At 48.2% G+C, this 23,531-nt stretch carries 17 protein-coding genes and 1 riboswitch; of the genes, 7 read left to right on the top strand and 10 right to left on the bottom strand.

Annotation, left to right across the window (positions count from 1 at the left end; translation table 11 throughout):
• Positions 1-369: 369 nt before the first annotated feature.
• The 4 genes from QUA02_RS07395 to QUA02_RS07380 form a co-directional block, all read right to left on the bottom strand.
• Complete coding sequence (locus tag QUA02_RS07395) at positions 370-798, bottom strand: hypothetical protein (protein WP_333026387.1); 429 nt, start codon at positions 796-798, stop codon at positions 370-372.
• Positions 799-1,398: 600 nt separating this feature from the next.
• Positions 1,399-3,549: an NAD-dependent DNA ligase LigA gene (ligA, locus tag QUA02_RS07390; protein WP_333026386.1), complete on the bottom strand. Its 2,151-nt coding sequence runs from the start codon at positions 3,547-3,549 to the stop codon at positions 1,399-1,401.
• Positions 3,550-3,666: 117 nt separating this feature from the next.
• Positions 3,667-4,731, bottom strand: coding sequence for a vWA domain-containing protein (locus QUA02_RS07385; RefSeq protein WP_333026385.1), 1,065 nt, complete (start codon positions 4,729-4,731; stop codon positions 3,667-3,669).
• Between the two features lie 270 nt (positions 4,732-5,001).
• A complete protein-coding gene (locus tag QUA02_RS07380) occupies positions 5,002-5,982 on the bottom strand; it encodes an Npun_R2479 family HD domain-containing metalloprotein (RefSeq protein WP_333026384.1) in 981 nt (326 codons plus the stop codon).
• A gap of 276 nt (positions 5,983-6,258) precedes the next feature.
• Here QUA02_RS07380 and QUA02_RS07375 point away from each other — a divergent pair, with 276 nt between their 5' ends.
• A complete protein-coding gene (locus QUA02_RS07375; protein WP_333026383.1) occupies positions 6,259-7,998 on the top strand; it encodes an alpha/beta hydrolase in 1,740 nt (579 codons plus the stop codon).
• Between the two features lie 46 nt (positions 7,999-8,044).
• Here QUA02_RS07375 and uca read toward each other — a convergent pair whose 3' ends face one another.
• The 6 genes from uca to QUA02_RS07345 form a co-directional block, all read right to left on the bottom strand.
• Positions 8,045-11,662 carry an urea carboxylase gene (gene uca, locus QUA02_RS07370; protein ID WP_333026382.1) on the bottom strand — a complete coding sequence of 1,206 codons (3,618 nt, stop codon included), beginning with the start codon at positions 11,660-11,662 and terminating at the stop codon, positions 8,045-8,047.
• A 144-nt stretch (positions 11,663-11,806) separates the two neighbouring features.
• Positions 11,807-12,448: an urea amidolyase associated protein UAAP2 gene (locus tag QUA02_RS07365; protein ID WP_333026381.1), complete on the bottom strand. Its 642-nt coding sequence runs from the start codon at positions 12,446-12,448 to the stop codon at positions 11,807-11,809.
• Positions 12,449-12,525: 77 nt separating this feature from the next.
• Positions 12,526-13,254, bottom strand: coding sequence for an urea amidolyase associated protein UAAP1 (locus tag QUA02_RS07360; RefSeq protein WP_333026380.1), 729 nt, complete (start codon positions 13,252-13,254; stop codon positions 12,526-12,528).
• A gap of 293 nt (positions 13,255-13,547) precedes the next feature.
• Positions 13,548-14,324: an ABC transporter ATP-binding protein gene (locus tag QUA02_RS07355; RefSeq protein WP_333026379.1), complete on the bottom strand. Its 777-nt coding sequence runs from the start codon at positions 14,322-14,324 to the stop codon at positions 13,548-13,550.
• A gap of 149 nt (positions 14,325-14,473) precedes the next feature.
• The gene (locus QUA02_RS07350) at positions 14,474-15,325 is read right to left on the bottom strand and encodes an ABC transporter permease (protein ID WP_333026377.1); all 852 of its coding nucleotides are present in this window, start codon (positions 15,323-15,325) and stop codon (positions 14,474-14,476) included.
• Between the two features lie 106 nt (positions 15,326-15,431).
• Positions 15,432-16,499 (bottom strand): ABC transporter substrate-binding protein, encoded by a 1,068-nt coding sequence (locus QUA02_RS07345; protein ID WP_333026376.1) that lies wholly within the window; start codon positions 16,497-16,499, stop codon positions 15,432-15,434.
• Between the two features lie 144 nt (positions 16,500-16,643).
• Positions 16,644-16,798: riboswitch (guanidine-I (ykkC/yxkD leader) on the bottom strand.
• Positions 16,799-17,460: 662 nt separating this feature from the next.
• On the opposite strand from QUA02_RS07345, the gene atzF reads away from it, so the two are divergent.
• The 6 genes from atzF (at position 17,461) to QUA02_RS07315 (ending at position 23,434) form a co-directional block, all read left to right on the top strand.
• On the top strand, positions 17,461-19,275 hold the full coding sequence (gene atzF / locus QUA02_RS07340; RefSeq protein ID WP_333026374.1) for an allophanate hydrolase: 1,815 nt from the start codon (positions 17,461-17,463) through the stop codon (positions 19,273-19,275).
• Between the two features lie 40 nt (positions 19,276-19,315).
• Positions 19,316-20,062: a calcium-binding protein gene (locus QUA02_RS07335; RefSeq protein ID WP_333026373.1), complete on the top strand. Its 747-nt coding sequence runs from the start codon at positions 19,316-19,318 to the stop codon at positions 20,060-20,062.
• Positions 20,063-20,178: 116 nt separating this feature from the next.
• Positions 20,179-21,102 carry a tRNA pseudouridine(55) synthase TruB gene (gene truB / locus QUA02_RS07330; RefSeq protein ID WP_333026372.1) on the top strand — a complete coding sequence of 308 codons (924 nt, stop codon included), beginning with the start codon at positions 20,179-20,181 and terminating at the stop codon, positions 21,100-21,102.
• Between the two features lie 18 nt (positions 21,103-21,120).
• Positions 21,121-21,762, top strand: a complete 642-nt coding sequence (locus QUA02_RS07325; RefSeq protein ID WP_333026370.1) for an NADPH-dependent F420 reductase — start codon at positions 21,121-21,123, stop codon at positions 21,760-21,762.
• Between the two features lie 10 nt (positions 21,763-21,772).
• Complete coding sequence (gene yidD, locus QUA02_RS07320) at positions 21,773-22,003, top strand: membrane protein insertion efficiency factor YidD (protein WP_333026368.1); 231 nt, start codon at positions 21,773-21,775, stop codon at positions 22,001-22,003.
• A gap of 216 nt (positions 22,004-22,219) precedes the next feature.
• Complete coding sequence (locus tag QUA02_RS07315; RefSeq protein ID WP_333026367.1) at positions 22,220-23,434, top strand: response regulator; 1,215 nt, start codon at positions 22,220-22,222, stop codon at positions 23,432-23,434.
• Positions 23,435-23,531 lie beyond the last annotated feature (97 nt).

Raw genomic sequence — 23,531 nt, 5'->3', positions numbered from 1 at the left:
CTACAATTAATCGGGGTAGGGAAACGGCACTGCCGTGTCCTGCGTTTATATCATTCCGGTGTTACCGGAATTGATATGATGAGGGAGCATCCCATTTTTGCTTTCATATCGTGGACGGTTGCATCAGAATAATATATTTGGATGATATAGCGTGCGAGCGTCTCGCTCGCACTCCTAAAAAACGCTTTTTACCCAATTGGGATGCTCCCTTTGATGATGGGTTATTATGGGCAATTAATTAAAAAATTTGAGATTTTAAATACAACCCCACAGATGAATCTGGGGGCTTGAACGAACGTCCAAACTTTTTTTCTCACCGCGACTCCTGTCGGGGATTGTATCCGTCTTTCGGTCAGAGCGAGTCAAAAATTATTTGAAAACAGCAGCCCTGGGTCCAAGCTGTTTCAAATTAGGTGTCGCAGTTCCGTAATTGACTCGACAGCCGATATTGAACAAACTCGAACTGCACTCAAGAGGGACAATCTGCTGATCGAGGAGGGCGCTGCAACTGACATACTCGTCGTTATTAGTATCTCTTACCATACATTCGATCGCTCTAGCGCCCGATCGCGACGCCCAACTCTTCATACCTGCCACTGCAATCATGTGCTGCCAGTAGAAAGCAAATAGCAAAACTCCCAAAAGTACAGCAACGGCTAATCCTGCTTTCAACTTCCAACTATTTAGGACGTTTCCCAAACTATTTTTCACGTTTTCCACCCCAGAAATTGAGCTTTCGGTAGTTGTTTCTGGAGTTGGCAAGTTTGTTTGTGTTTGTTCTGTTGGAATTTCCGACATAATGTATCTCCTGTGATTGCTGGGACTTGCCTAAGCTTGCAGTTACGAGCTCTCGCGGTCGATCGCTATTGCAAACTCTATCAAATTTTAGCAAAACTAGCCTGTACCGACAACCGATTGGGGCAGCACTGCCGGGGAAGTAGGTATATTGACCAAGTGCGAGCGCAATTTCTATGCCTTTTGAGGTATTGCTCAATTCGCGATCGATATTTGGCATCTAGGGCAATAGAATTGTTGGCGATGTTCTTTGAAAACGGCCCAAGTGAATCAGCTTTTTTTGCGAACCGCAGATACCGCAGAGGGCGCAGAGAAAGAGCAAACAGAGATACAGCGTATCCCAGGTTTATTAACAGCAGTAGGGACACGGCACTGCCGTGTCCCTACGAGGATTGAGGCACTCCCGGTGTCCCTACACTTCACAAACCTGGAATACGCTGTATATTGACTTTCACCAATCATATCAATTCCGGTAACACCGGAATGATATAAACGCAGGACACGGCAGTGCCGTTTCCCTACAATTAATTGGGGTAGGGAAACGGCACTGCCGTGTCCTGATTGTGGGTAATATAATTCCGATGCTACCGGATTTGATATCATTTATGGTTTCGATAGCAGTTCTAATAACTCAGCTTCCGAAAGTAGTTCGATACCCAAAGATTGAGCTTTTTCCAACTTAGAACCCGCATCTTCTCCCACAACCACATAATCAGTTTTAGCACTCACAGAACTTGTGACTTTACCTCCTGCTTTTTGAATCAAATCTTTAGCTTCATCTCGTTTCAGAGCGGGCAAAGTTCCCGTAAGTACAAATGTTTTGCCAGCCAATTGTAAATTTTGGCCTGCTAAATTTGGATTTTTAACTTCTGACTGCAATTGCAAGCCCGCAGTTTTCAACCGTGCAATTAAACTTTGATTTGCCGGAACTCGAAACCACTGATAAACAGCTTGAGCAATTTCCGGCCCGATGCCGTAAACGCCCTCAATCGCTGCCGCCGATACCGCTGCTAACTCTTCCACATTGGCAAACCTTTCTGTCAGCAATTGAGCGTTGACGCTGCCGACGTGGCGGATGCCCAAACCGTAAAGTACCCGCGAATAAGGTTGATTTTTCGATTGGGCGATCGCACTTACCAACTTTTCGGCCAACTTCTTGCCCATACGCTCCAAACTCATCAATCTTTCCGCCGTCAAATCGTACAAATCCGCCGCAGAATTGAGCAGATTGCTATCAACCATCTGCTGCACCAACTTTTCCCCAACACCGTTAATATCCAGAGCATCCCGGCTGCAAAAATGAATCAGCGAACCCCTCAAAATCGCCGGACAAGATGTATTGATGCAGCGAGTAACGGCCTCTCCTTTTTCCCGAACCACAGGCTGCGCGCATTCGGGACAGCAACTAGGCATTTGGAAAAGTTGAGCATTTTGGGGGCGAAGTTCCGGCAAAACTCGCACAACTTCTGGTATAATTTCCCCAGCTTTTCTGACAATCGCAGTATCGCCAATGTGGAGATTTAGCTCGGAAAGTCGATCGCTGTTGTGGAGAGAAGCCCGCGAAACCGTCGTCCCCGCCAACTGCACGGGTTTGAGTTCCGCTACAGGGGTCAGAGCCCCGGTTCTCCCTACTTGTACGGTGACAGCTTCTACTATTGTAGGGACTTCGGCCGCCGGATACTTCAGGGCGATCGCCCAACGCGGAAACCTCTGAGTAAAACCAAGTTGTCGTTGCAGCAAAACTGAATTAATCTTAACAACAACCCCATCCGTCATGTAAGGCAAATTCCGCCGTTCAGTATCCCAATATTCGTAATACTCCCGAACCTCATCCAAAGAATAGCAAATTTTGCGATTCGGATTCACCTTAAATCCCATTCGTTGCAACAATTCCAACGATTCCCACTGCGTGTTACCCTCGTTACTTTGATCTAAATGTAGAGTATAAGCAAAGAAATCCAAGCGTCGCTTATCCACAATTCTAGAATCCAACTGCCGCAGCGTACCCGCCGCAGCATTGCGAGGATTAGCAAACAATTGTTCCCCCGCTTTTTCCCGTTCGCGATTAATTTCTTCAAACACAGCTAAGGACAAAAAAGCTTCTCCCCGCACTTCTACAACAGGCGGCGGATTATCTAAATTTAGCTTTAAAGGAATCGAGCGAATAGTTTTGACATTTTGAGTAATTTCCTCTCCCGCAATGCCGTCTCCCCGCGTCGCACCCCGAACTAAAACTCCATTTTCATAGGTTAACGCTAAAGCAGAACCGTCAATTTTCAATTCGCAAACATAGGAAACCCCCCCCAACCCCCCCTTGCTAAGGGGGGGAGTAGTTTCCCTGTTTTCCTGATTGCTAAGCCGAGGTGCATTTCCCTCTTGTCCCCCCCCTTGATAAGGGGGGGTTAGGGGGGGTGCATTTCCCTCTTGACCGGAGGTTAGGGGAGGTGCTACCCTTTGCCAGCGTTCCTGCCATTTAGCAAATTCCTCAAAATTAAAAGCATTTTCCAAACTGTAGAGAGGAATATTGTGCTTGACGCTAAAAAATTGAGTAGCAGGCTGTTCTCCCACCCGCTGAGTCGGACTTTCCGCAGTAATTAACTCAGGATAATCTGATTCTAATTCTTGCAACTGGCGATAAAGGCGATCGTACACCTCATCTGGCATAGTCGGCGCATCGAGAACATAATAAGCATAGCTAGCTTGCTGTAGCTGCTGCCTCAACTGTTGAATTTGCTGCTGGATTTCGGGTTGCATATTAATAATTTGAAAGTGTCTATTTTTTAACCGCAGACCGTAACACAAACACAGAGAATAGAGATTTTACCCCGATCTGCATCGATCTGCGGTTGTTGTTTGGACGTTTAAGATCGATTAACGATCCCAATCTTCAACTTCATAAAGGAAACGAGTTCCCCCCATCAGCTTGCGATTTGCCGAGGTACTTTGCACAAAAACCGCATACTTTTCTAGATTGCTCGGTTTGATGCGAACTGTCTCGCCCATTGGCAAACCCAACATTTCTCGCGCCGCTTCTCCTTCAAACAAATCCCCTGTCGAACGATCCATCAGCACAATTTCTTTCTTACCTTGGATAGTTTCTGTTTTAGTAAACTCATAAAACCCGCGCCCGGTTTTAAAAGCCAAACCATTCTCCAGAACAAAAGCTTTAATTGAAATCTCGTTATCTACTTCTAGAATCTGAAATCTCCCCGGTTTTACGGCTCGCAATTCTGCTGATTCGTAAACAGCAACGCCTTCCCGCTTGAGCATGGTATCAAACATCTTGTTCAATCCGCGACTCATGCGACCTTGACTGACAACTTCTTGTTCGTAAGCTTGCAGTTGTTCGTTAGATGACTGTTGGTAACAAATGGCTAAAAAGAAATCTGTAATGTATGAAAATTGGTCAAGATCGAGGTGAAAACCGCCAGATTTTTCGGCTAGTTCTTTGTAAAATAAAGTAGCGTGCTGGCGGTTGAGAGCTTGGATGCCGTAAACGGTAATCCCCATCTGTGCTAACTTATCTACTTCCTGACGCCAGTTAAGTTTTTGAGGAGTTTGAGCGGGTGCGTGCGGGATGTCGTCGCCAATTAGTACCAATGTTTTGGAATTAGTAGGAGTCCAAGAAAGTGACTGAGCTTCGTGCAAGACTAATTCATAACATTCTGGAGCATCGCCACCGCCAGTTGGCTCTACATTTTCAACAAAATTGCAAATCGTGCCGACATCGCCTGACAAATCGAGGTGTTTAGTTACGTAAGTGCTGTCAGCGTCGCAATAGTCCCCGTGAGCAATAATGCCAATGCGAATGCCAGGAATTTCATCGAGCAGTCTCGTTACCGTCTCTTTGATTTTCCGACGAACTTGCGTCAAGCAAGGGTACATACTGCCAGTTGTATCAAAGCTAAAAACGACTTCAATATTGTTGGTTGCCATGACCTAACTCTCCCTAACAAACAAGGATTTATTACAGGACTAAGTAAGGCAAACTGGCACAATTAGTAAGGTGCGTCAGAACTGAAAACCCTCGATAATCGTTCCTTAACTTCGTCTGACGCACCCTACAATTCGATTTGAATGTGACACGCTTGCCTTAGTCCTGTATTAGCTATATTATATCAAAAAAAGCGAGTCAGCAACTAGGTTAAAATATTTTCCCTAATTTTGGCTCGCTCGATTGGCTTCAGCGTAAGGCTGGTTACTCAATCACAAATTCAGGTCGGGAAACTCAGTAAATTTCTTCCGATCCCCCGACATGGAAGGTTGAAGATTCTCAGTATCTTTTTCGCCATTTAAGTTGCCATTGGCGCGGGATTTTATTAATTCTTGAGCGTTCGTCTTGTTGAAAGCGATGGGTTCAGCGTGTTCTACCTGAAACACGTTAGCGTAGAGGTTGGCAATAATCTGTTTGCCTCCCTGGGTCAATTCCAAGTAGTTCAAAGCTGCTGGAATGTAGGGAAAAACTCCGTTCCAATAAAACTTGGCGTAATTTTGCCGCAAATCTCCTGGAGACTTGTAGCCCAAGATTTTATTAGTGCCGACTTCCTCAAATTCGTAGAACAGGGCACTTATTTTTCGCAGGTAATTGGGATCGCTCAACTGACCGATCAAATCTGCGGCCCTAGCGAGTCCAGAATAATTGTTTCTGTCTTGATGAGTTTCGCTAGCAGGAACTGGGAAGCGAGTCAATTCAATATTGCGCTTGATTTGTTCGGCATCGATTAATGTGTGGCCGCCGAAGCGTTCGTCAATTACGAGTTTTCCTCGATCGACATGATAAGCAGTTAAACTGGCAGAAGTGGCGCCGATCGGCACAGAAACCATGCCCCCGTCAATACCCGTAGCGTAGAGTCCCACAGCTTCTTGGTCTTGGCGGCAAACACCTTTCACGTAGCCGATATCGTGGCACAGCAGCGAGATCAAGTAGTGCAGCCAATCTTCCGGCGACACTCCCCCTTCGCGAATATGCTTGCCCCGGAGAATCTCTTGTCCCACCAAGGCCACCAGCATTGTGTGTTCCACATTGTGGTACAGAGCATCGCAGTTAGCGATATTTTCCAGGGCCATAGTCCCCGCCCAGGCGATAATTTCAGGGTAGTCAGGCTTATACTTGCCGTAGGTGCGGCGGTAGCCGGCCTGCAGCTCTTGTACAAAAGCGTCAATCAGGATAGCAGTTGCATTGAACATGATAAATTCTCTCACTCAGACGGTAGTTACAAACTCGATCGAAAATATCTTGCATAGCTGAAAAAATAATCAATGGGCATTCCAGCAGGTTTGACCCCTCGGCGTTGAATTTTAAATTTCAGCTAGCCTTGTCAAATCAGAAAATTACTTTTAGGCTATGCTTCCCACGATAACCTAATTTCCGAAGCAACAGATCGATTTTGGGTTATTAAATATTGGCGAAACAATTTAGATCGTTTCACCGACTAATTATTAGAAGTCCTAGGTGTGAAAGTTATGAACTGTCTGTTTCCGAGTCTCTCCAATGCTGCCCTTCGCACTCGGCGGTCGATCGCCCCAAGATACCTAGGATTGTTTGCATTCACGGCTGTTTGCACCGCCGCACCAGCTTGGGGAGCAGAGCGAATTTACGTAACTTACGGGCCGCTAGAAGAATCAGTTCCCATCGAATCCCTGGCACTCTTCGCCAAAGAAGGCAAAATAGACTCAAACTTGGACGGCTTTGCTCAGTACGTCAAAAAAGCACAGCTAGCTGAGATTCGCAGCGCCCTGCAAGCGAAATCTGAAATCAGCCACGTGACGATCGCCCAATTCCTCTACACGCCTCAAGGAGAAGTGCTGCTGAAACGCTTGGGGCGAGTCATTCAAACCAAAGCTCGGCAGCCCGGATTTTATGCCATCCGAGCCGCCCTGATTTTAGCAGCCTCAGATCCCGAAGGCCTGACAATACTCAACGTGCTGCGGAAATTCCCCACTTACGGCATCAGAATTGACATCGCCCGCGGCTTGGGTATCGCCAACGAGCTGACATCGCTGATCAACCGTTCCAATCAGACGATCGCCGGAGTCGCCCAGTTGTCGGAAGCACAAGCAGCCTCAGAACCCGCCATACCGCCTGCCGAAATGCTACAGCCCCAGCTACCGGGCCCCTATACTTGGAACAAATCATCGGTAACTGTGACGAGTCCAAATCGCGCTCGCACCTTTGATATGGACATTTACCTGCCGCAGGGCAGCCCGAAACCGGCCCCTGTCGTAGTAATTTCGCACGGTTTAGGTTCCGATCGCACTTCCTTCCAGTATTTAGCCAAACACCTAGCCTCCTACGGCTTTGCCGTCGCCGTCCCCGAACACCCCGGCAGCAACGCCCAACAAATCCAAAACTTAGTAACAGGCAGAGCCAAGGAAGTAGCAGAACCAGCAGAATTTGTCAACCGCCCCCTCGACATCAAAGACCTTCTGGATTATTTAACCAAACTTTCTACAACCGATCCGACTTACCAAGGGCAGCTAGACTTGCAGCGAGTGGGCGTCATCGGCCAGTCTTTCGGCGGCTATACGGCTTTAGCATTAGCCGGGGCGGGGATTAATTTTGCACAGCTAGACCAAGATTGCCGGCTCGACGAAAACGACACTTGGAACCTCTCCCTGCTGTTGCAGTGCGGCGCCCGGGGCCTAGAGCGCAACCAGTACAATTTCGGCGACCCGCGCGTCAAAGCTGCGATCGCCGTCAACCCGATCGTCAGCAGCATTCTCGGCGAAACAAACCTCAGCAAAATCAAAATCCCAGTCATGGTAATCGGAGGCAGCGCCGATACCGTCGCCCCCGCTTTGCTCGAACAAATTCAACCGTTCACTTGGCTGACATCGCCCAACAAATATCTGGTACTGATGAGAAACGGGACTCACTTCTCAACGATCGAGGATTCCCCTCAAAGCCTATTTCTACCACCACCAGAGGTCATCGGGCCCGAACCAGCTTTAGCCCGCCGCTACCTCAGCGGACTCAGCCTAGCTTTCATGGAAAGCTATTTGAACAACAAATCAAATTTCCGCCCGTATTTGGAGCCATCCTACGCTTTAAGCATCTCCCGAGACACTCTCGGACTGAGAATTTTGCGATCGCTCACCCCGCAGCAACTCCAGCAGTTCAGCAGTGCTCCACCTCCTCGCAGCCCGGCCTCTCCACCTCCGATCGCTCCAGTTTCTCCAGATCCGGTAGCTCCGGTTCGTTAGGGTGTTATATCAATTCCGGCTGCACCGGAATTGATATGAAGTATTTTTAATGGGGTTGAACCGCCACTAGAATTTGTCCCGCTGTCACCGTTTGCCCCTTTTCACAAAACAATTCGGCAACAGTCCCCGCAACATCAGCAGTAATAGCAATTTCCATTTTCATCGCTTCCAAAATTAACAGGCGATCGCCCTCTGCAACCGCATCTCCAACATTAACCAGCACCTGCCAAACATTGGCCGAAACGTGAGCGACAACAGCCTCACAACCGATCGGCAAAGTAACCTCCGCCGCCGTTTCAGAACCCACATCCGCCGAGGATTCTGCCGCAGCTTCAGCGTCAAATTCCCCGGATGCGGCCCAGCGATCGCGCTCTGCATTAAATGCGGCCTGCTGCTGCGCTTTAAACTCAGCCGCACTGCTAGCAATAGAATGCAAAAACTCATTGTATTCTCTCAAATTAAAAGTGATTTCCTCAACCTTTAATTTAAACTTCCCTTCGATAAATTCTTCCCGACAGCGGTGCAATTCCTCATGAGAAACCGGATAAAATCGGATTTGGTCAAAAAAGCGCAAAAGCCAAGGTTTACCAGACTGGAAATCCGCCGTTTGTTTGAACCGATTCCACATTTGCACCGTGCGGCCGACAAATTGATAACCTCCGGGCCCTTCCATCCCGTAAACGCATAAATACGCGCCGCCAATGCCAACTGCATTTTCAGGAGTCCAAGTGCGGGCGGGATTGTATTTAGTAGTAACCAAACGGTGGCGCGGATCGAGGGGAGTTGCGACGGGCGCGCCTAAATAAACGTCTCCCAAACCCATCACTAAATAGCTAGCATTAAATACAATTTCTCTGACTTGTTCGATGCTGTCAAGCCCGTTTATGCGGCGAATAAACTCAATATTGCTGGGACACCAAGGTGCATCCGATCGCACAGACTGCATATATTTTTCAATGGCCAACAGCGTCGATTCATCTTCCCAAGATAAAGGCAAGTGCACAATTCGCGCCGGCACTTCCAAATCCTCGATCGCCGGAAGTTCCGCCTCCGCCGCAATCAGCGCCTGCATTAGCTGCTGTTGCGAAATCTGACGGCCCTCAAAGTGAATTTGGAGCGATCGCATTCCCGGCACTAATTCGATAACACCAGGCAACGGCTTTGCTTTCAACCGTTCCATCAATGCGTGCGCCCGAAAACGCAAATTTAAATCCAGCACCAACGGGCCGTATTCAACTAGAATATATTTATCCCCAGCCTGACGGTAAGTAACAGCAACCTGTCCCGGAGATTCTGGAATTTCGTGCAAAATTGGAGAAGCGGGAACTGCGGGCAATTCCTCCGCATTTTCCCCAAAAACAGACAAACAAAAAATAGTAAGTTGCCTATTTTGTGCTATTTCCCGCTGCAAAGCTTCAGCAAAACTCAAACAGTGAAAGCGAATGCTGTCACCCGGTTTTAGTTGCCCGATTTTCCACAATTCCGACTGCACAATAGTAGCAGGACAGACAAAACCTCCCAAACTCGGGCCGTCAAGACCGAGAATTACAGGCATATCGCCCGTAAAATCGATCGTGCCGATCGCATAAGCATTATCGTGAATGTTAGACGGGTGCAAACCCGCTTCTCCCCCGTCTTGACGCGCCCAGGTGGGCTTCGGGCCGATCAGCCGAATACCCGTCCGCGTCGAGTTGTAATGCACCTGCCATTCTGTAGAGAAAAACATTTCAATGTCTGACTCAGTAAAGAAATCCGGCGCGCCGTGAGGCCCGTACAAAACGCCAATTTCCCAATTATTGCTGTAGATGGGAATTAGTTCGGGAGGCAAAGATAATTCCGCTTCCAGAGTGGCAGTTTGATGCAGTTTCAACACATCTCCCGGACGCAGCGTGCGGCCCGCGTGTCCGCCAAATTTGCCCAGTACAAAAGTTGATTTGCTGCCCAAATACTCAGGTACATTAAAGCCGTGCTTTACCGCTAAATAAGTGCGGTAGCCGCCGCCTTCAATGCCTTTTAACTTGAGGATGCTGCCAGCTTTTACGGGAATTGCCGTCCAAAACGGCACCGATTCGCCGTTTAGCGTTCCCTTCATAATTGCACCGGTTAAACTAATAACTGTATCGGCATTAAAGCGCAGAGTTGGGCCTGTAGCTGTGAATTCCAATCCTGCTGTCGATTCGGGATTTCCTACTAAACGATTTGCCGATCGAAATGCCAGATGATCCATCGGCCCAGAAGGTGGCACACCAACATCCCAATAGCCAATCCGCCCCGGATAATCTTGAATGCTGCTGTAGGTTCCCCCATCCAATACGTCGATCGTTAAAGGGGCGTATTCAAAAGAGTTTAAAAAGCGCGTGCTCAGTTCGCCCCCGTTGAATGTGGAATCGTCCAAAATCTGGCGGAGGTAATCTAAATTAGTTTCAATTCCCGCTATTTCACTGGCATCTAAAGCAGCTTTTAGTTTTACGATCGCCTGTTCTCTATTATCACCGCAAACGATTACTTTGGCTAGCAGCGGATCGTAAAAAGGAGTAACCTCCGTGCCGGTTTCTATCCAACTGTCGCAGCGGACGTTTTCGGGAAACGCAACTTGATTCAGCAACCCGGAACTCGGCTGAAAATTCTTGCCGGCATCTTCCGCATAAATTCGCACCTCAATTGAGTGTCCCTGCGGCCGATAGCGGTACTCTTCCAGGGGGAACAAATCTCCCGAAGCCTGTTTTACCATCCACTCAACGAGGTCGATGTTGTTGACAGCTTCAGTAACGCCGTGTTCAACTTGCAAGCGCGTGTTGACTTCCAAAAAATAAAACTGTTTCGCATCGACATCAAATACAAATTCAACAGTACCCGCTGACTGGTAATTTACCGCTTTTCCCAACCGCACGGCTGCACCGTACAACTGATTTCGCTGTTCGTCGGTAATAGCAGGGGCGGGGGTTTCTTCAATTACTTTTTGATTGCGCCGCTGCACCGAACAATCTCGCTCGCCCAAGGCTATGACATTGCCTTTGCCATCTCCAAATATTTGGACTTCAATGTGCCTGGCTGTTTGAATGTATTTCTCTAAAAAAACGCCGCTTTGTTTAAAATTGCTTTGACTAAAACGCTGTACTTTTTCAAATGCTTCTGCCAAATCTCGATCGCCAAAACAAGCCTGCAAACCGATGCCGCCGCCGCCTGCGGTACTTTTGAGCATCACCGGATAGCCGATCGCCCCAGCCGCTTTTTCCGCATCCTCTAAACTTGCTAAAAGTTCGCTTCCGGGAGTTAGCGGCACTTGATTTGCAGCGGCTATTTCCCGCGCGGTGTGCTTCAATCCAAAGCAGCGCAACTGAGTCGGAGTCGGGCCGATAAATGCAATATTTTCGCTTGCACAAGCTTCGGCAAATTCAGCATTTTCGCTCAAAAAGCCGTAACCCGGATGGATAGCTTGAGCTCCTGTTTCGCGCGCAACTTCGAGAATGCGATCGAAGCGCAAATAACTCTCGGCTGCGGCGGCTGCACCGATACAAACGGCTTCGCTGGCGGCGAAAACGTGCTTGGCGCGGGCGTCGGCTTCCGAATATACTGCTACCGAAGCAATTCCGAGGCGATCGAGGGTGCGGATAATTCGGCAGGCAATTTCACCGCGATTGGCAATCAAAACTTTGTTAAACATTAGGGTAATTTGTAATTTGTAATTTGTAATTGATAATTGGTAATTGCTAATGGGCAATCGATTCTTCAGTCCTCTTTAGAGGACTTTAGCTATTAGCCAGGGGTTTAAACCCCTGGCGGTTTCTGGCGGGGATGCAGCTACAAACTATACCGCATCCCAAACAATCAACTGAATCGGCGTAGGATTGTAAGCATTGCAAGGATTGTTCATTTGCGGGCAGTTAGAAATAGCAACCAGCGCGTTCATTTCAGCTCGCAAATCAACTGTACTTCCCGGCTCGGAGATGCCGTCAACAATTTCAAGCGTGCCATCTTCGCTAACCGGAACATTCATAAAGAAGTTGATATTGCTGACTAAATCTCGCTTGCCCAAACCGTAGGGAAGAATTGCGGCGAGGAAATTTTCAACACAGGCGTGCTGGTATTTTTTATCTAGCCCAAACCGCACCGAATTGCTCTCGCAGCTACACGCGCCGCCGGAGGTATCGTGTCGGCCGCAGGAGTCAGCAATTATGGTCATAATGGCTCGCCCTTCGTTAGAAATGAGTTGGCTGTTTGTAGTGACAAAGATGTTGCCTTGATTGACGATCGTATCGGGGGCGCTGTAGCGTTCGGAAGGGTCATCGGCATTGTAAACTAAAAAATCTACTGCTTGATTTCCGCCTAAATCTACAATGCGGAGAATCTGTCCTTTTTTGATGACGCGAGACCAAGGATATCTGGCGGCTAAAACTTCGTTGTAAATTGCTGTTTCTGGATCTAGGGCTTGTTGGGTAGTTGCAGTCATGGTTCACTTTTTGTGATGGAAGTGCAGAATTTTTCCCCGCAGATTTATGCGGATAAGATTGAGTTGTGGAATCGGGTTTATTGCAGGAACAAAGCATCGGTGTTGATGAAGCCGCGCACGGCTTGCGGGTTGGCGGTGCGGCACAAGTCGTCTGGTGCGGGTGCGGGGGATTTCACAATCTGAATTTGGATGGGTTTTGGATCGTAAATTGAACCAGGATGCAGGATGTGGGGGCAGTTAGAGATAATGGTCAATACGTTTATTTCGGCTCGCAAATCGATAAAACTACCCGGTTTTTCGCAGCCTTCGCGAAACTCCATCGTGCCTTCTGGTTTGACGGCAATGCGAGTAAATAAGTTGAGGTTGGGCATGATATCTTTTTTGCCCAATCCCCACCGAGTTAGGGCTTTGAGGAAGTTGTCACGGGAGTTTTTCCAGTCTCCTTCGCCGTATTTTTTACTGTTGCTAATGGCGTTGCTGCATCCTGCTAGCAAATCGTGACAGCCGGAGGTGTCTTGGGTGATAGAAAATAGGATGCGTCCCATGTCTGTGTAGAGCACCATGCCTTGTTTGAGAAAGGCATTGAATTGAATTTTGGCTGTGTCTGCTGCGTTGAAACGTTCGATCGCATTGTCGGCGTTGTAGCACAGCATGGAAACGCCGCGAGATCCTTCTAAATCGGTGATTCGCAGGGTGTTTCCCCGCTTGATGACCCCCGACCAGTACGCGCCGCCCGGTACGGTTTCTTGGATTAATACGAGGCTTGAATCAATTTCTGAGTTTGTGTCGATCGATAGTTGCACCATGAGTTCCTCCTGATGTATTTAAGTAGGTTAGCAAAACAAAATAATAGTATTTTGTAGCTGCAAAACACGCACTCTCCGAATGTAAAATTTATCTCCACTGATATCTTGCACCATTCTCAAGAACAGGCAAGATGCCTGTTCCACAAGAAAATTTAGTCTTTGTGGAACAGGCATCTTGCCTGTTCCTAAATAGGTAATTGACATGGTGCAAGATGTTGAGTTTCCACTTACTTAGGTTTGCAGTTGAACTCTTGGCGCAGGCCCAAAAAGTGCAACTACAAACCTATTTCTATTTAAGCAGCCATTGCAACTGCTTCCTGTCCGTGTTTCCGCATCAAATCCATGAGTTCGTCGCGGTAATCGTGGAATTTGGCGTGGCGTTTAACGCTGGGAGTACGATCGGGCAAATTAATCGACATTTCCTTTCTCACTGTACCGGGACGAGCACCCAAAGCATAAATCCGATTGGAAAGAAACACCGCTTCTTCGACATCGTGGGTAATCATAAAGATTGTAATCTGAGTGCGGCGCCACAAATCGAGCATGAATTCGTGCATCGATTCTTTAGTGTGGATATCCAATGCGCCGAAAGGTTCATCCATTAATAACACTTTAGGTTCAGAAGCGAGGGCGCGGGCGATCGCCACCCGCTGTTTCATCCCGCCCGACAATTCCTTCGGTAGCGACGAAGCAAACTGCGTCAATCCTACCACACTCAAATAATAGCTAGCTTGTTCGCGCCGCTTTTTCTTGGACACGCCTTGAAGTTTGAGGCCAAACTCGGCATTTTCCTGCACGTTCATCCAAGGATAAAGAGTGTAATGCTGAAATACCATACCTCGATCCGGCCCAGGCGAAACAACTTCCTTGCCGTCAATTTTTACTTCCCCTGTTGTCGGCTTGTCCAATCCCGCAATCTGCCTCAACAGAGTAGATTTGCCCGAACCGGATGCGCCTACCGCGCAGATAAATTCGCCTTGCTTGATGCTCATGTTGATGTCCTTAAGGACAACTAATTTACCGTTTTTCGTTTCAAAGTTTTTGTGCAGATTGTTGATTTCCAGAAACATGAGTTTATCCTCTGTAATTTAAGTAAAAAATTGATTTTTTCATTCCCAAAATCTGTAAATTTTAGGACTAACAACGATATCTAGCGTGGGTTTCAATTTTATTTTACACCACTGCCTTCTTCCTTCTTCCTTCTTCCTTCAACATCTGCTTACTGTTTCTGACTTGACCATTTACAAGAAACCCGCAGCAGATATTGAAAAAGCAAGTCAAAAGTCAGTCCGATCGCCCCAATGACAATCAGCCCCACAAAAATTTCATCGGTTCGCAGAAATCGACCGGCGACACTGATCCGGCGGCCTAAGCCTTCGGTGGCGGCAATCAATTCCGAGACGATTACCAATTGCCAAGCCGCAGCTAAGTTGATGCGGCTTGCATCAAGAATTCCCGGCAAAACGTGAGGAAAAATAACTTGAGTGAGGATTTCCCAGCGATTGCCGCCCAACATATAAGTAGCTTCGATCAAGTCTTTTGGAACAAACTTGACTGTATCCATCACCATCAGCGAATTGAAGAAAAAGACACCGATAAAGATCAGGGTAATTTTGGGTTCTTCGCCGATTCCCAAGTAGAGAATTAGTAGGGGAATGAATGCTGGTGCGGGCATATATCGCATCAAGCCGAACATGGGTTCCAGCAAGGCGCGAATACTGGGAAAACTGCCCATCAGCACGCCAATTGGTATGGAAAAAACCAAGGCGAACAGAAAGCCCACTCCCACCCGCCACAAACTCGCTACCGTGTCTTTCAAAAGTTCGCGAGTGTTCCACAGCCGCCCAAATGCCTCTAAAACTTTGGCGGGGGAAGGCAAAAATTTGGGGTCTACGTTAGCGAAGGTTGTTACTAGCCACCACAGCAGCAGCGGCAGTGCGATCGATGTTACCGTTAACCCAATATTGAGGGGTTGTGGTATCTCTTCCGCAATCCGCCAGAAAACGGTGGGATTTAGGCTTTTTTGCTTGAGGTGAGATTGGATCGATCGGGGTTCGGGATTTGGTGCCATGATTTAATTGCAGAACGGTTGATCGAGTAATTTGAGTAGCTTTTGGGATTTAAAAAAGGAATATTTTTGAAATTTTATTTTCTGTGTAAAATGGAACTTTTGCCTTCTAACTTTTACCTTCGGAATAAGCTTTTATAAAGCGATCGTCAAATAACTTGCTGACATCGGGTTGGGTTTTTGCTAAATTTACATCGACGAGGAATTTAGTCATTTCTGCCGCCGCAAACTGCAATGATGTCATGTCATTGCCCGGTTGGAAAGCTTTCAAGTTTTCCTCAACCGTAAATATCTTAGTGCCGTTTTCATATTCTTTGTATTCCTCGACGCTGACTCCGGCGCGGTTTGCGAGAATTTGGTAAGATTTCTCTTTATTTGCTTTCATGTATTCTAATGTTGCGAACCATGAATTGACCAGGGCTTGCACTCGATCGGGGTGTTCGCCGATAAACTTTCGCGTGAATACCAAATGGTCGGAAATCGCCCCCGGAAAGTCTTTGGAACTAAACAGTTCCTTGCTGTTCGAGCGTTTTAATGCCTGCGTGGTAAATGGCGCAAATACTGCTACCGCATCGACTTGTCCTCCGACGAAAGCTGCCGCAGCTTTGCCAGTTTCCAGCGGTACAAATTGAATATCCCGCACTGATAAACCTGCTTTTCTCAGCCCTAACAATAAGAGAAAGTGATCGACTGTACCTTCTTCAGCAGCCACTTTTTTCCCTTTTAAATCGGCAACGGAATTGATGCCTTCGGCGACAATCACTTTGTCATTTCCCGTCGAGTTGTCGTTGACTAAAACAATTACTTGGTCGGCGCCGCCTGATATGGAGTTTACTGTATCGCCGAGGGTTTGGCTGTTAGCATTTATCTGTCCTGCTGTGAGGGTGCTGATCGATTCTAAGTAGCCGTCAAACCATTTTAAATCTACAGGAACATTGTTGGCTTCAAATATCTTTTGTTCTTTGGCAATTTGCCAAGGAAACCAGCCGGGCCACGCGCTGAATCCGAGGCTAACTGCATCAGCACTTACTGAAGAAGCTGCTTCGCTTTCTGTCGTGGTTTTTATATAAATTGCCGGGTTGACGCAGCCGACAGCGAAAAACAAGGTGATGAAAAATATGGCGCAGTAGGATAGGGGCGATCGCATTATTTTTGGGGAGCAATATCGGATATTCATAGCATATTCTGGTTGCTGGTTAAATGTGAATATGTCGATCGAGCTTTTGCACCTTCGCTGGCTTCCTTAGCTTCCGCAAACCCCCTTGATATACAAGGATAAAGCCCGAGAGCTAACGAACCGAGTCTTGCTGACCGATCGCGTTTCTCCCGGGCTTTTATCCCGCCGTGTAACTGGCTAGTGTTCCCCTCAAATTAATAAAATATTGGGATGACCAGTCTGCTTCTCTCGGACCAGCACTTGAACTTTCTAAGCTGAGTTAGAAACTGATTCAAATCGGAACCCTAGAAGCTGTTAAATTTTTTCGGTTTTTGCCTGTATAAGTCCTGTTTGCAACCCAAGGAGTTATTCGAGACTGTTGGTAACAGCAATGCACTTAGCTTTTTGAAAGGTAAGCATACTGTAGGGTGCAATCCTACTAGATTGGTACGTTTCAAACGGTAACAGCAAACTTGATAATAAAATGTGTAAAATGTTACAAAAAATGGTTTTTCTCGGATTTGTCAAATTAAGGTTTTTAGCAGATTAAACCGGGCGGTTGGAAATCGCGAAGTTTACGGGCACACAGACTTGCACCCGCAAGGCAAGGGTTGAATATTTTTTGAGAAATATTTCGATCGCCCTAGACTAGATGCGGAGGCGATCGACAATGCGGTAAACTAACATCCTATTTGTAATAACTGAGATGTTCCACCATTCTCAATAAGCCTTTTATGGGCGGGCAGGATGCCCACCCCACAAGAAGAAAGAAATACACTCTTTGTGGAACAGGCATCTTGCCTGTTCTTGAGAATGGTACTCTTCGGTGAGTAATAACGATCGCCAAACACAGCCTGTGAAGTAATTTCTTCAATCGAAAATCGAAAATCGAAAATCGATCGATCGCCCAGCAAAGCCTGTAAACCCAATTGTTCAATCTAAAATCTAAAATCTAAAATCTAAAATCGACTGACGGTGCATTATGGAAAAATTTAACTACAGCAACAGTCTCGACATTCATTCGCTGCTCGATCGCTACCGCACCGGCTCGCTCGCGCCTGCAGATGCGATCGCCAGCGTGTACGATCGGATCGAACGCTATGCAGATCCGGCAGTATGGATTTATTTAGCACCGCTGGCGGAAACCCTCGAACGCGCCAAAGCCTTGCAAAACCTAGACCCGCAGCAGTTGCCACTCTACGGAATACCTTTTGCGATCAAAGATAATCTCGATTGGGCGGGCGTTCCCACTACGGCGGGATGTCCGCAGTTTGCTCGCACTCCAGCGCGATCGTCCGCAGTCGTAGAGCGCCTGTGCGCGGCAGGTGCGATCGCGATCGGCAAAACAAACATGGATCAGTTTGCCACAGGATTAGTGGGAACCCGCACGCCTTATGGAGTTTGCCGCAATCCGTTCGATCGGCACTACATCCCGGGCGGATCGAGTTCCGGTTCCGCAGCAGCAGTCTCCGCCGGATTGGTGAGTTTTGCCCTGGGTACCGATACCGCAGGCTCGGGGCGGGTTCCCGCTGCTTTTACCAACATTGTCGGGCTGAAGCCAAGTTGCGGCTCGCTCAGCACTCGCGGCCTGCTGCCGGCGGTGCGATCGCTCGATTGCGTTTCTGTGTTCGCTCTCACCTGTGCGGATGCGGCCTCCGTGCTGCAAGTAGCCAGCGGTTTTGACGCTGAGGATGCGTTTTCTCGTCGCCCAGAAACGAAAGTTTTGCCGGATTTTTCCCGCTTGCGGGTGGGGGTTCCCCCAGACGGCGAACTCGAATTTTTCGGGAATGCAGAAGCCGAACAGCGCTACCGAGAGGCGATCGCGCGCTTGCAATCTTTGGGCTGCACGATCGCACCTATTGACTTCAAACCATTTGCGGATGCTGCCGAACTGCTCTACGGCGGGCCTTGGGTAGCAGAAAGGTTGGCCGCGATCGGCGATTTCCTCGACGCGCACCCAGAGGATATCGATCCGATCGTGTACGAGATTATCAGCGGCGGCAAACGCTACGATGCAGTCTCTGCCTACCGCGCGTCGTACCGATTGGCCGAACTCCGCAAGCTTGCAGAAATTCAGTGGGAGTCAATGGATGTTTTGGCTGTTCCCACGACAGGCACGATTTATACTGTGGCAGAAGTTGCAGCCGAGCCGATCGCGCTCAACACCAATCTCGGGCGCTACACGAACTTTGCAAATTTGCTCGATTTGTGCGCGATCGCAGTTCCCAGCGGGTTTCAAAGCAGCGGATTGCCCGCAGGATTGACACTGATGGCTCCTGCGTGGCACGATTTATCGCTCTGCAGCCTGGGATCTGCTTTCCACGATCGCTTGGGGGGAACTTTGGGCGCAACCGACCTGCCGCTGCCAACCCTCCCGGAACCCGCCATCGCCGCCAAACCTTCCTCAGAAGAACGAGTCAAAATAGCCGTGGTTGGCGCTCATTTGAGCGGTGAGCCGCTGAATTATCAACTAATCGAGCTCGGAGGCATTTTGGTTCGCGCCTGCCGTACCAGCCCGATTTACAAGCTGTACGCTTTGACGGGAACTGCTCTGGGCAAGCCGGGATTGGTGCGTCAGATAGAGGGCGGTAGCGCGATCGAGGTGGAAGTTTGGGAGTTGTCGATCGCGGCTTTCGGCGGATTTGTCGCTAAAATTCCCCCGCCCTTGGGAATTGGTACGCTGGTGTTGGAGGACGGCTCCACGGTGCAGGGCTTTTTGTGCGAATCTTATGCTGTGGCGGGTGCGATCGATATTTCCGATCTCGGCGGTTGGCGAGCTTATAACTTCCGCTTTTAAGCTAAGTTAGAATTGCAAATTTTTACGCATCTCCACAATCATGCCAACAGCAGTACCATCACAGCCAATTCCCAGAGTCACAACCCCAACCCCCACCACCGGTACGAGTCCCGGAGGGGCAGCTAGCGGCAGGAGAGGCACTAGCGGCCCCGACTCCATCAGCGGTACTGCGGGCGCTGACTTGATATTTGGTTTGGGCGGCCCTGACAGCATTTTCGGCTTGGCGGGAGACGATAGCCTGTACGGTGGCGACGGTGACGACTCCGTGCGGGGTGACGCTGGCAATGATTTGCTGTTCGGCGGTGCCGGCCGCGACAGCGTTTTGGGCAGCGAGGGCGACGATACTTTCTACGGTGGCAAAGGTTCTGACTCGGTAAGCGGCGACGATGGCAACGATCTGCTGTTTGGCAACCAAGATAGCGATACTTTGTTGGGAGGCGCGGGCAATGATACTTTGTTTGGGGGGGCCGGCGACGACTCGCTGGTTGGTGGGATTGGCGATGACTGTTTATCGGGCGATCGCGGCCGAGATACTTTAACTGGCGGCGTCGGAAACGATACTTTTGCGATCGGGCGTTTGGCAGACGGGGATGTGATTGCAGATTTTACTGATGGTACGGATCGAATTCGCTTGAGTGCCGGCCTTACCTTTGGCGAACTCACCATTTCCGCTGGGGCCGGAACTTCGCCGAGTACAATTATTCAGCTTACAAGCACCAAGGAAACTCTGGCTACTTTATTCGGAGTTGCCAACACTTCTATCAGTCAGGCGGACTTTATTTTTTAATTGGGAATTGTTGACGGTTGACTGTTAACTGTTGACTGTTAACTGTTGACAGGAAAGCTAATAACAACAGACAACTAACAACTAACAACTGACAACTGACAACTAACAACTGACTAATGACTACTGACGGTTTTCTCAATCTCAACAAACCTGCGGGCATGACTTCTCACGACTGCGTGGGGCGAGTGCGCCGGCTATTGAAACTCAAGCGAGTCGGACACGGAGGAACCCTCGATCCTGCTGTGACTGGCGTTTTGCCGATCGCCCTGGGCAAAGCAACCAGACTGCTGCAATTTCTCCAACACAATAAAGCTTACGAAGGTACGATTCGGTTTGGCTTAACTACCGCTACGGACGATTTGGAAGGAGAAATTATCCATTCTCGGCCTGTGCCGGAGTTGAGTTTAGAAAAAGTGCAATCTGCACTGCCAAGTTTCCTAGGAAAAATCGAGCAATTTCCGCCGATTTTTAGTGCGGTTCAGGTGGGAGGAAAACGCCTTTACGAGTTAGCTAGAAAAGGCGAAACGGTGGAAGTTGCTGCTAGGAATGTTGAGGTTTTTCGACTGGAAATCTTGGATTGGCGATCGGGGGATTTTCCTGAATTGGATTTGGCGATCGCCTGCGGGGCCGGTACTTACATTCGGGCGATCGCGCGGGATTTGGGCGCACTGTTGAATGCAGGCGGTACTTTGGCTTGTTTGACTCGCACCGAAAGCAGCGGTTTCTCGATCGACCAAAGTCTCAGTTTTGAAGAATTAGAACTGCAATTGCAGGAGAATAACTTCTGCCCGATTTTGCCATCGGCGGTTTTGGGACATTTAGGGGCGATCGTCCTTTCTCCTGAATATACCAAACGCTGGTTTCAAGGTCAGCGCCTCCCGATCGCAGAAATTATGGAAAATAGGAAAGTAGAAAAAAATCCCTCCCTTTCCTCATCTTCTCCCTTGCAGGTTTATAATGAAGATGGTCAATTTTTAGGTATCGGTCAAGTAGTTACTTCAGATACAAGTAGCATCTTGGCTCCTCAAATTGTGTTTTAGCTATCCAAGAGGCAAAAAATGAAAATAGGTATAATTGGCGCTGGAAATGTTGGCGGAACTCTGGGACGCATTTTAACCCAAAAAGGTCATGAAATTGTATTTGGTGTCAGAGACCCACAGAGTTCTAAAGTGCAGTCTGCTGTAGAATCTACAGGAGGGAAAGCACTAGCAGCTAGGGTTCAGGAAGCTGCAAGTCACGGAGAAGTTTTGATATTAGCTACGCCTTGGAATGCCACCCAAGAGGCGATCGCGGCTGCGGGAAACTTGACTGGCAAAATTATTATTGACGCTACGAATCCGATCGAAATGACTCCCGCTGGACTTGCTGCCGGACTGACGATCGGCTACACTACTTCCGCCGCAGAAGAAATTGCTAAATGGGCACCAGAAGCGCTGGTTGTTAAAGCTTTTAACAACATTGGCGCAAGCTGTTTTGAAAATTTGCAGTTCGGCTCGCAAACAGCAACTGCGTTTATTTGCGGAGACGATGTAGAGGCGAAGAAGATTGTAACTAATGTCGCGCAAGACATCGGATTTGAGGTGATTGATGCGGGGGATTTGAAGCAAGCTCGATTGCTAGAACCGCTGGGGATGCTGTGGATTCACCTAGCTTTTAGTGGCATGGGACAAGATTTTTCGATTAATCTAATCAAGCGCTGAGGCCACAATTGTGAAAATATTGCCGATCGGATTAATCCGAGGCTACAAAATGGGGATTTCTCCTTATTTGCCTAACGCCTGTAGATTTCACCCAACTTGTTCGCAATACGCGATCGAAGCCATAGAAAGATTTGGGGCGGCCCGCGGCGGCCGGATGGCAATTGGGCGGATTTTGCGCTGTCATCCTTTTCATCCTGGGGGTTACGATCCCGTACCTCCCAAAGATAGCGAGGGGAATTAGTTATTAGTGAGAAGCAGGATTTTAGTGATTAGTTAATAGTGCACAGAGGCGCTGCATCCTCATGGCTAAAACTCCCGAGGGGAATCACTCCCTGATGCGGTTAAACTCGTAGCATTAGTTGTTTTTTTTTACCCAAATTCAGTAATATTACTGTTCTCTTCCACAACTGGGCAGCTATATAATAGTAGAAACAGAGTACAGGGGATGCGAGTGAATATGTCTGCTACCGCAATCGGGTACAAAATGTTGTCTCATACTTTGGCAGTCCTTAGCCAGAAACAAGCAACGGGGAAACTGCTGTTAGAGCAAGGGGAACAACAGTGGCAACTTTACTTTTTTCGGGGTAGTTTGGTTTATGCCACAGGAGGAGCGCACAGAGCGAGGCGCTGGTACAGGGCGATCGGGCAACACTGTCGAAACTTTCAAGTGGATCTCAGAGACCTCGAAGCTGGGGAACTGTGGGAATATCAACTGATAGAGCAAGGGTTAGCTGCCAGCGAAATGAGTGTGGAACAAGCTAAGGCGATCGTCCACAGCAGCGTTTCCGAAGTGTTCTTTGCTCTGATCGGTCAATCGGGTTTGCGCCGGGAGTGGCGTCCGTCAGAAAAATATTTTTCTAAAATTATCTCTTCTTTGGTGCTGTCTTTAACGGAAGTAGAGCAAATTCTGTGCTCTACAGAACAACTTTGGCACAAGTGGAAAGCAATGGGTTTGTGGCTGGTAGATCCAGAACAAGCACCGCTTTTAAAAGCGTCGGCCCAGTTGCAGCAACATCGATTTAGTTCTAATTCTTTGATAGCTTTGACTAACGTCTTTAACGGCGAGAATACTCTTTGGGATATTGCATTTAAGAAAAAGCAGTGCGTGACAGTGGCAACTCGCGCTTTAGTTAATTACATCAAGCAGGGTTTAGTAAATTTCCGAACTGTACCAGACTTACCTTCGCCTATAGAACAGTGGCGCCTTGCCGCGGCGATGTCCCGGCCGGGTCGCCCTTTGATTGCCTGTATCGACGACAGTCCGACAGTATGCGAATTTTTAGAGCAAATTTTATTGCCGGCGGGGTATCGAGTCCTAAAAATTCAAGACCCGATGCAGGGAGTGGGCATCATCGCCAAACACAAGCCTGGTTTAATTTTTATGGACGTGGTGATGCCGAAGACAAGCGGCTTTGCTTTGTGCAATTTTTTGCGAAAAACACCGGCTTTTCGGGAAACTCCGATCGTGTTTTTGACCGGTCAAGACAGTATAATTGACCGCACGCGAGCGAAATTTACAGGTGCTTCCGATTTTTTGAGCAAGCCACCCAATCCAGAACAGGTTTTGCAAGTAGCTGACAAGTATTTGAAGGTAAAAGGCGATCGCAACCCTTTAGCAATTCGTCGCCCTGATTTAATGAATTCGCACCAACTTACATTTGCAAATTCTTGAACGGAAATTAATGAATAAAAGAACCCCTTGTAGGGTGCGTCAGTTCCTGACGCACCCTACAACTATTGTACAATAAAGACGCAACCGAATTTAATAT

It is taken from the genome of Microcoleus pseudofavosus SVA1_A4, from assembly GCF_036700565.1.
Classification (GTDB): Bacteria; Cyanobacteriota; Cyanobacteriia; order Cyanobacteriales; family Microcoleaceae; genus Microcoleus.
The sequence above is the reverse complement of the archived record's forward strand: the minus strand, read 5'-3'. Positions and strand labels throughout refer to the sequence as shown.

What these genes read in the sequence shown, in the direction of transcription:
- QUA02_RS07345 (WP_333026376.1), bottom strand. Translation starts at nt 16,499, where the DNA reads ATGAATATCCGATATTGCTCCCCAAAAATAATGCGATCGCCCCTATCC.
- QUA02_RS07395 (WP_333026387.1), bottom strand. Translation starts at nt 798, where the DNA reads ATGTCGGAAATTCCAACAGAACAAACACAAACAAACTTGCCAACTCCA.
- QUA02_RS07365 (WP_333026381.1), bottom strand. Translation starts at nt 12,448, where the DNA reads ATGACTGCAACTACCCAACAAGCCCTAGATCCAGAAACAGCAATTTAC.
- QUA02_RS07380 (WP_333026384.1), bottom strand. Translation starts at nt 5,982, where the DNA reads ATGTTCAATGCAACTGCTATCCTGATTGACGCTTTTGTACAAGAGCTG.
- QUA02_RS07350 (WP_333026377.1), bottom strand. Translation starts at nt 15,325, where the DNA reads ATGGCACCAAATCCCGAACCCCGATCGATCCAATCTCACCTCAAGCAA.
- QUA02_RS07385 (WP_333026385.1), bottom strand. Translation starts at nt 4,731, where the DNA reads ATGGCAACCAACAATATTGAAGTCGTTTTTAGCTTTGATACAACTGGC.
- QUA02_RS07360 (WP_333026380.1), bottom strand. Translation starts at nt 13,254, where the DNA reads ATGGTGCAACTATCGATCGACACAAACTCAGAAATTGATTCAAGCCTC.
- uca (WP_333026382.1), bottom strand. Translation starts at nt 11,662, where the DNA reads ATGTTTAACAAAGTTTTGATTGCCAATCGCGGTGAAATTGCCTGCCGA.
- QUA02_RS07335 (WP_333026373.1), top strand. Translation starts at nt 19,316, where the DNA reads ATGCCAACAGCAGTACCATCACAGCCAATTCCCAGAGTCACAACCCCA.
- QUA02_RS07315 (WP_333026367.1), top strand. Translation starts at nt 22,220, where the DNA reads ATGTCTGCTACCGCAATCGGGTACAAAATGTTGTCTCATACTTTGGCA.
- truB (WP_333026372.1), top strand. Translation starts at nt 20,179, where the DNA reads ATGACTACTGACGGTTTTCTCAATCTCAACAAACCTGCGGGCATGACT.
- atzF (WP_333026374.1), top strand. Translation starts at nt 17,461, where the DNA reads ATGGAAAAATTTAACTACAGCAACAGTCTCGACATTCATTCGCTGCTC.
- ligA (WP_333026386.1), bottom strand. Translation starts at nt 3,549, where the DNA reads ATGCAACCCGAAATCCAGCAGCAAATTCAACAGTTGAGGCAGCAGCTA.
- QUA02_RS07375 (WP_333026383.1), top strand. Translation starts at nt 6,259, where the DNA reads ATGAACTGTCTGTTTCCGAGTCTCTCCAATGCTGCCCTTCGCACTCGG.
- QUA02_RS07355 (WP_333026379.1), bottom strand. Translation starts at nt 14,324, where the DNA reads ATGTTTCTGGAAATCAACAATCTGCACAAAAACTTTGAAACGAAAAAC.
- QUA02_RS07325 (WP_333026370.1), top strand. Translation starts at nt 21,121, where the DNA reads ATGAAAATAGGTATAATTGGCGCTGGAAATGTTGGCGGAACTCTGGGA.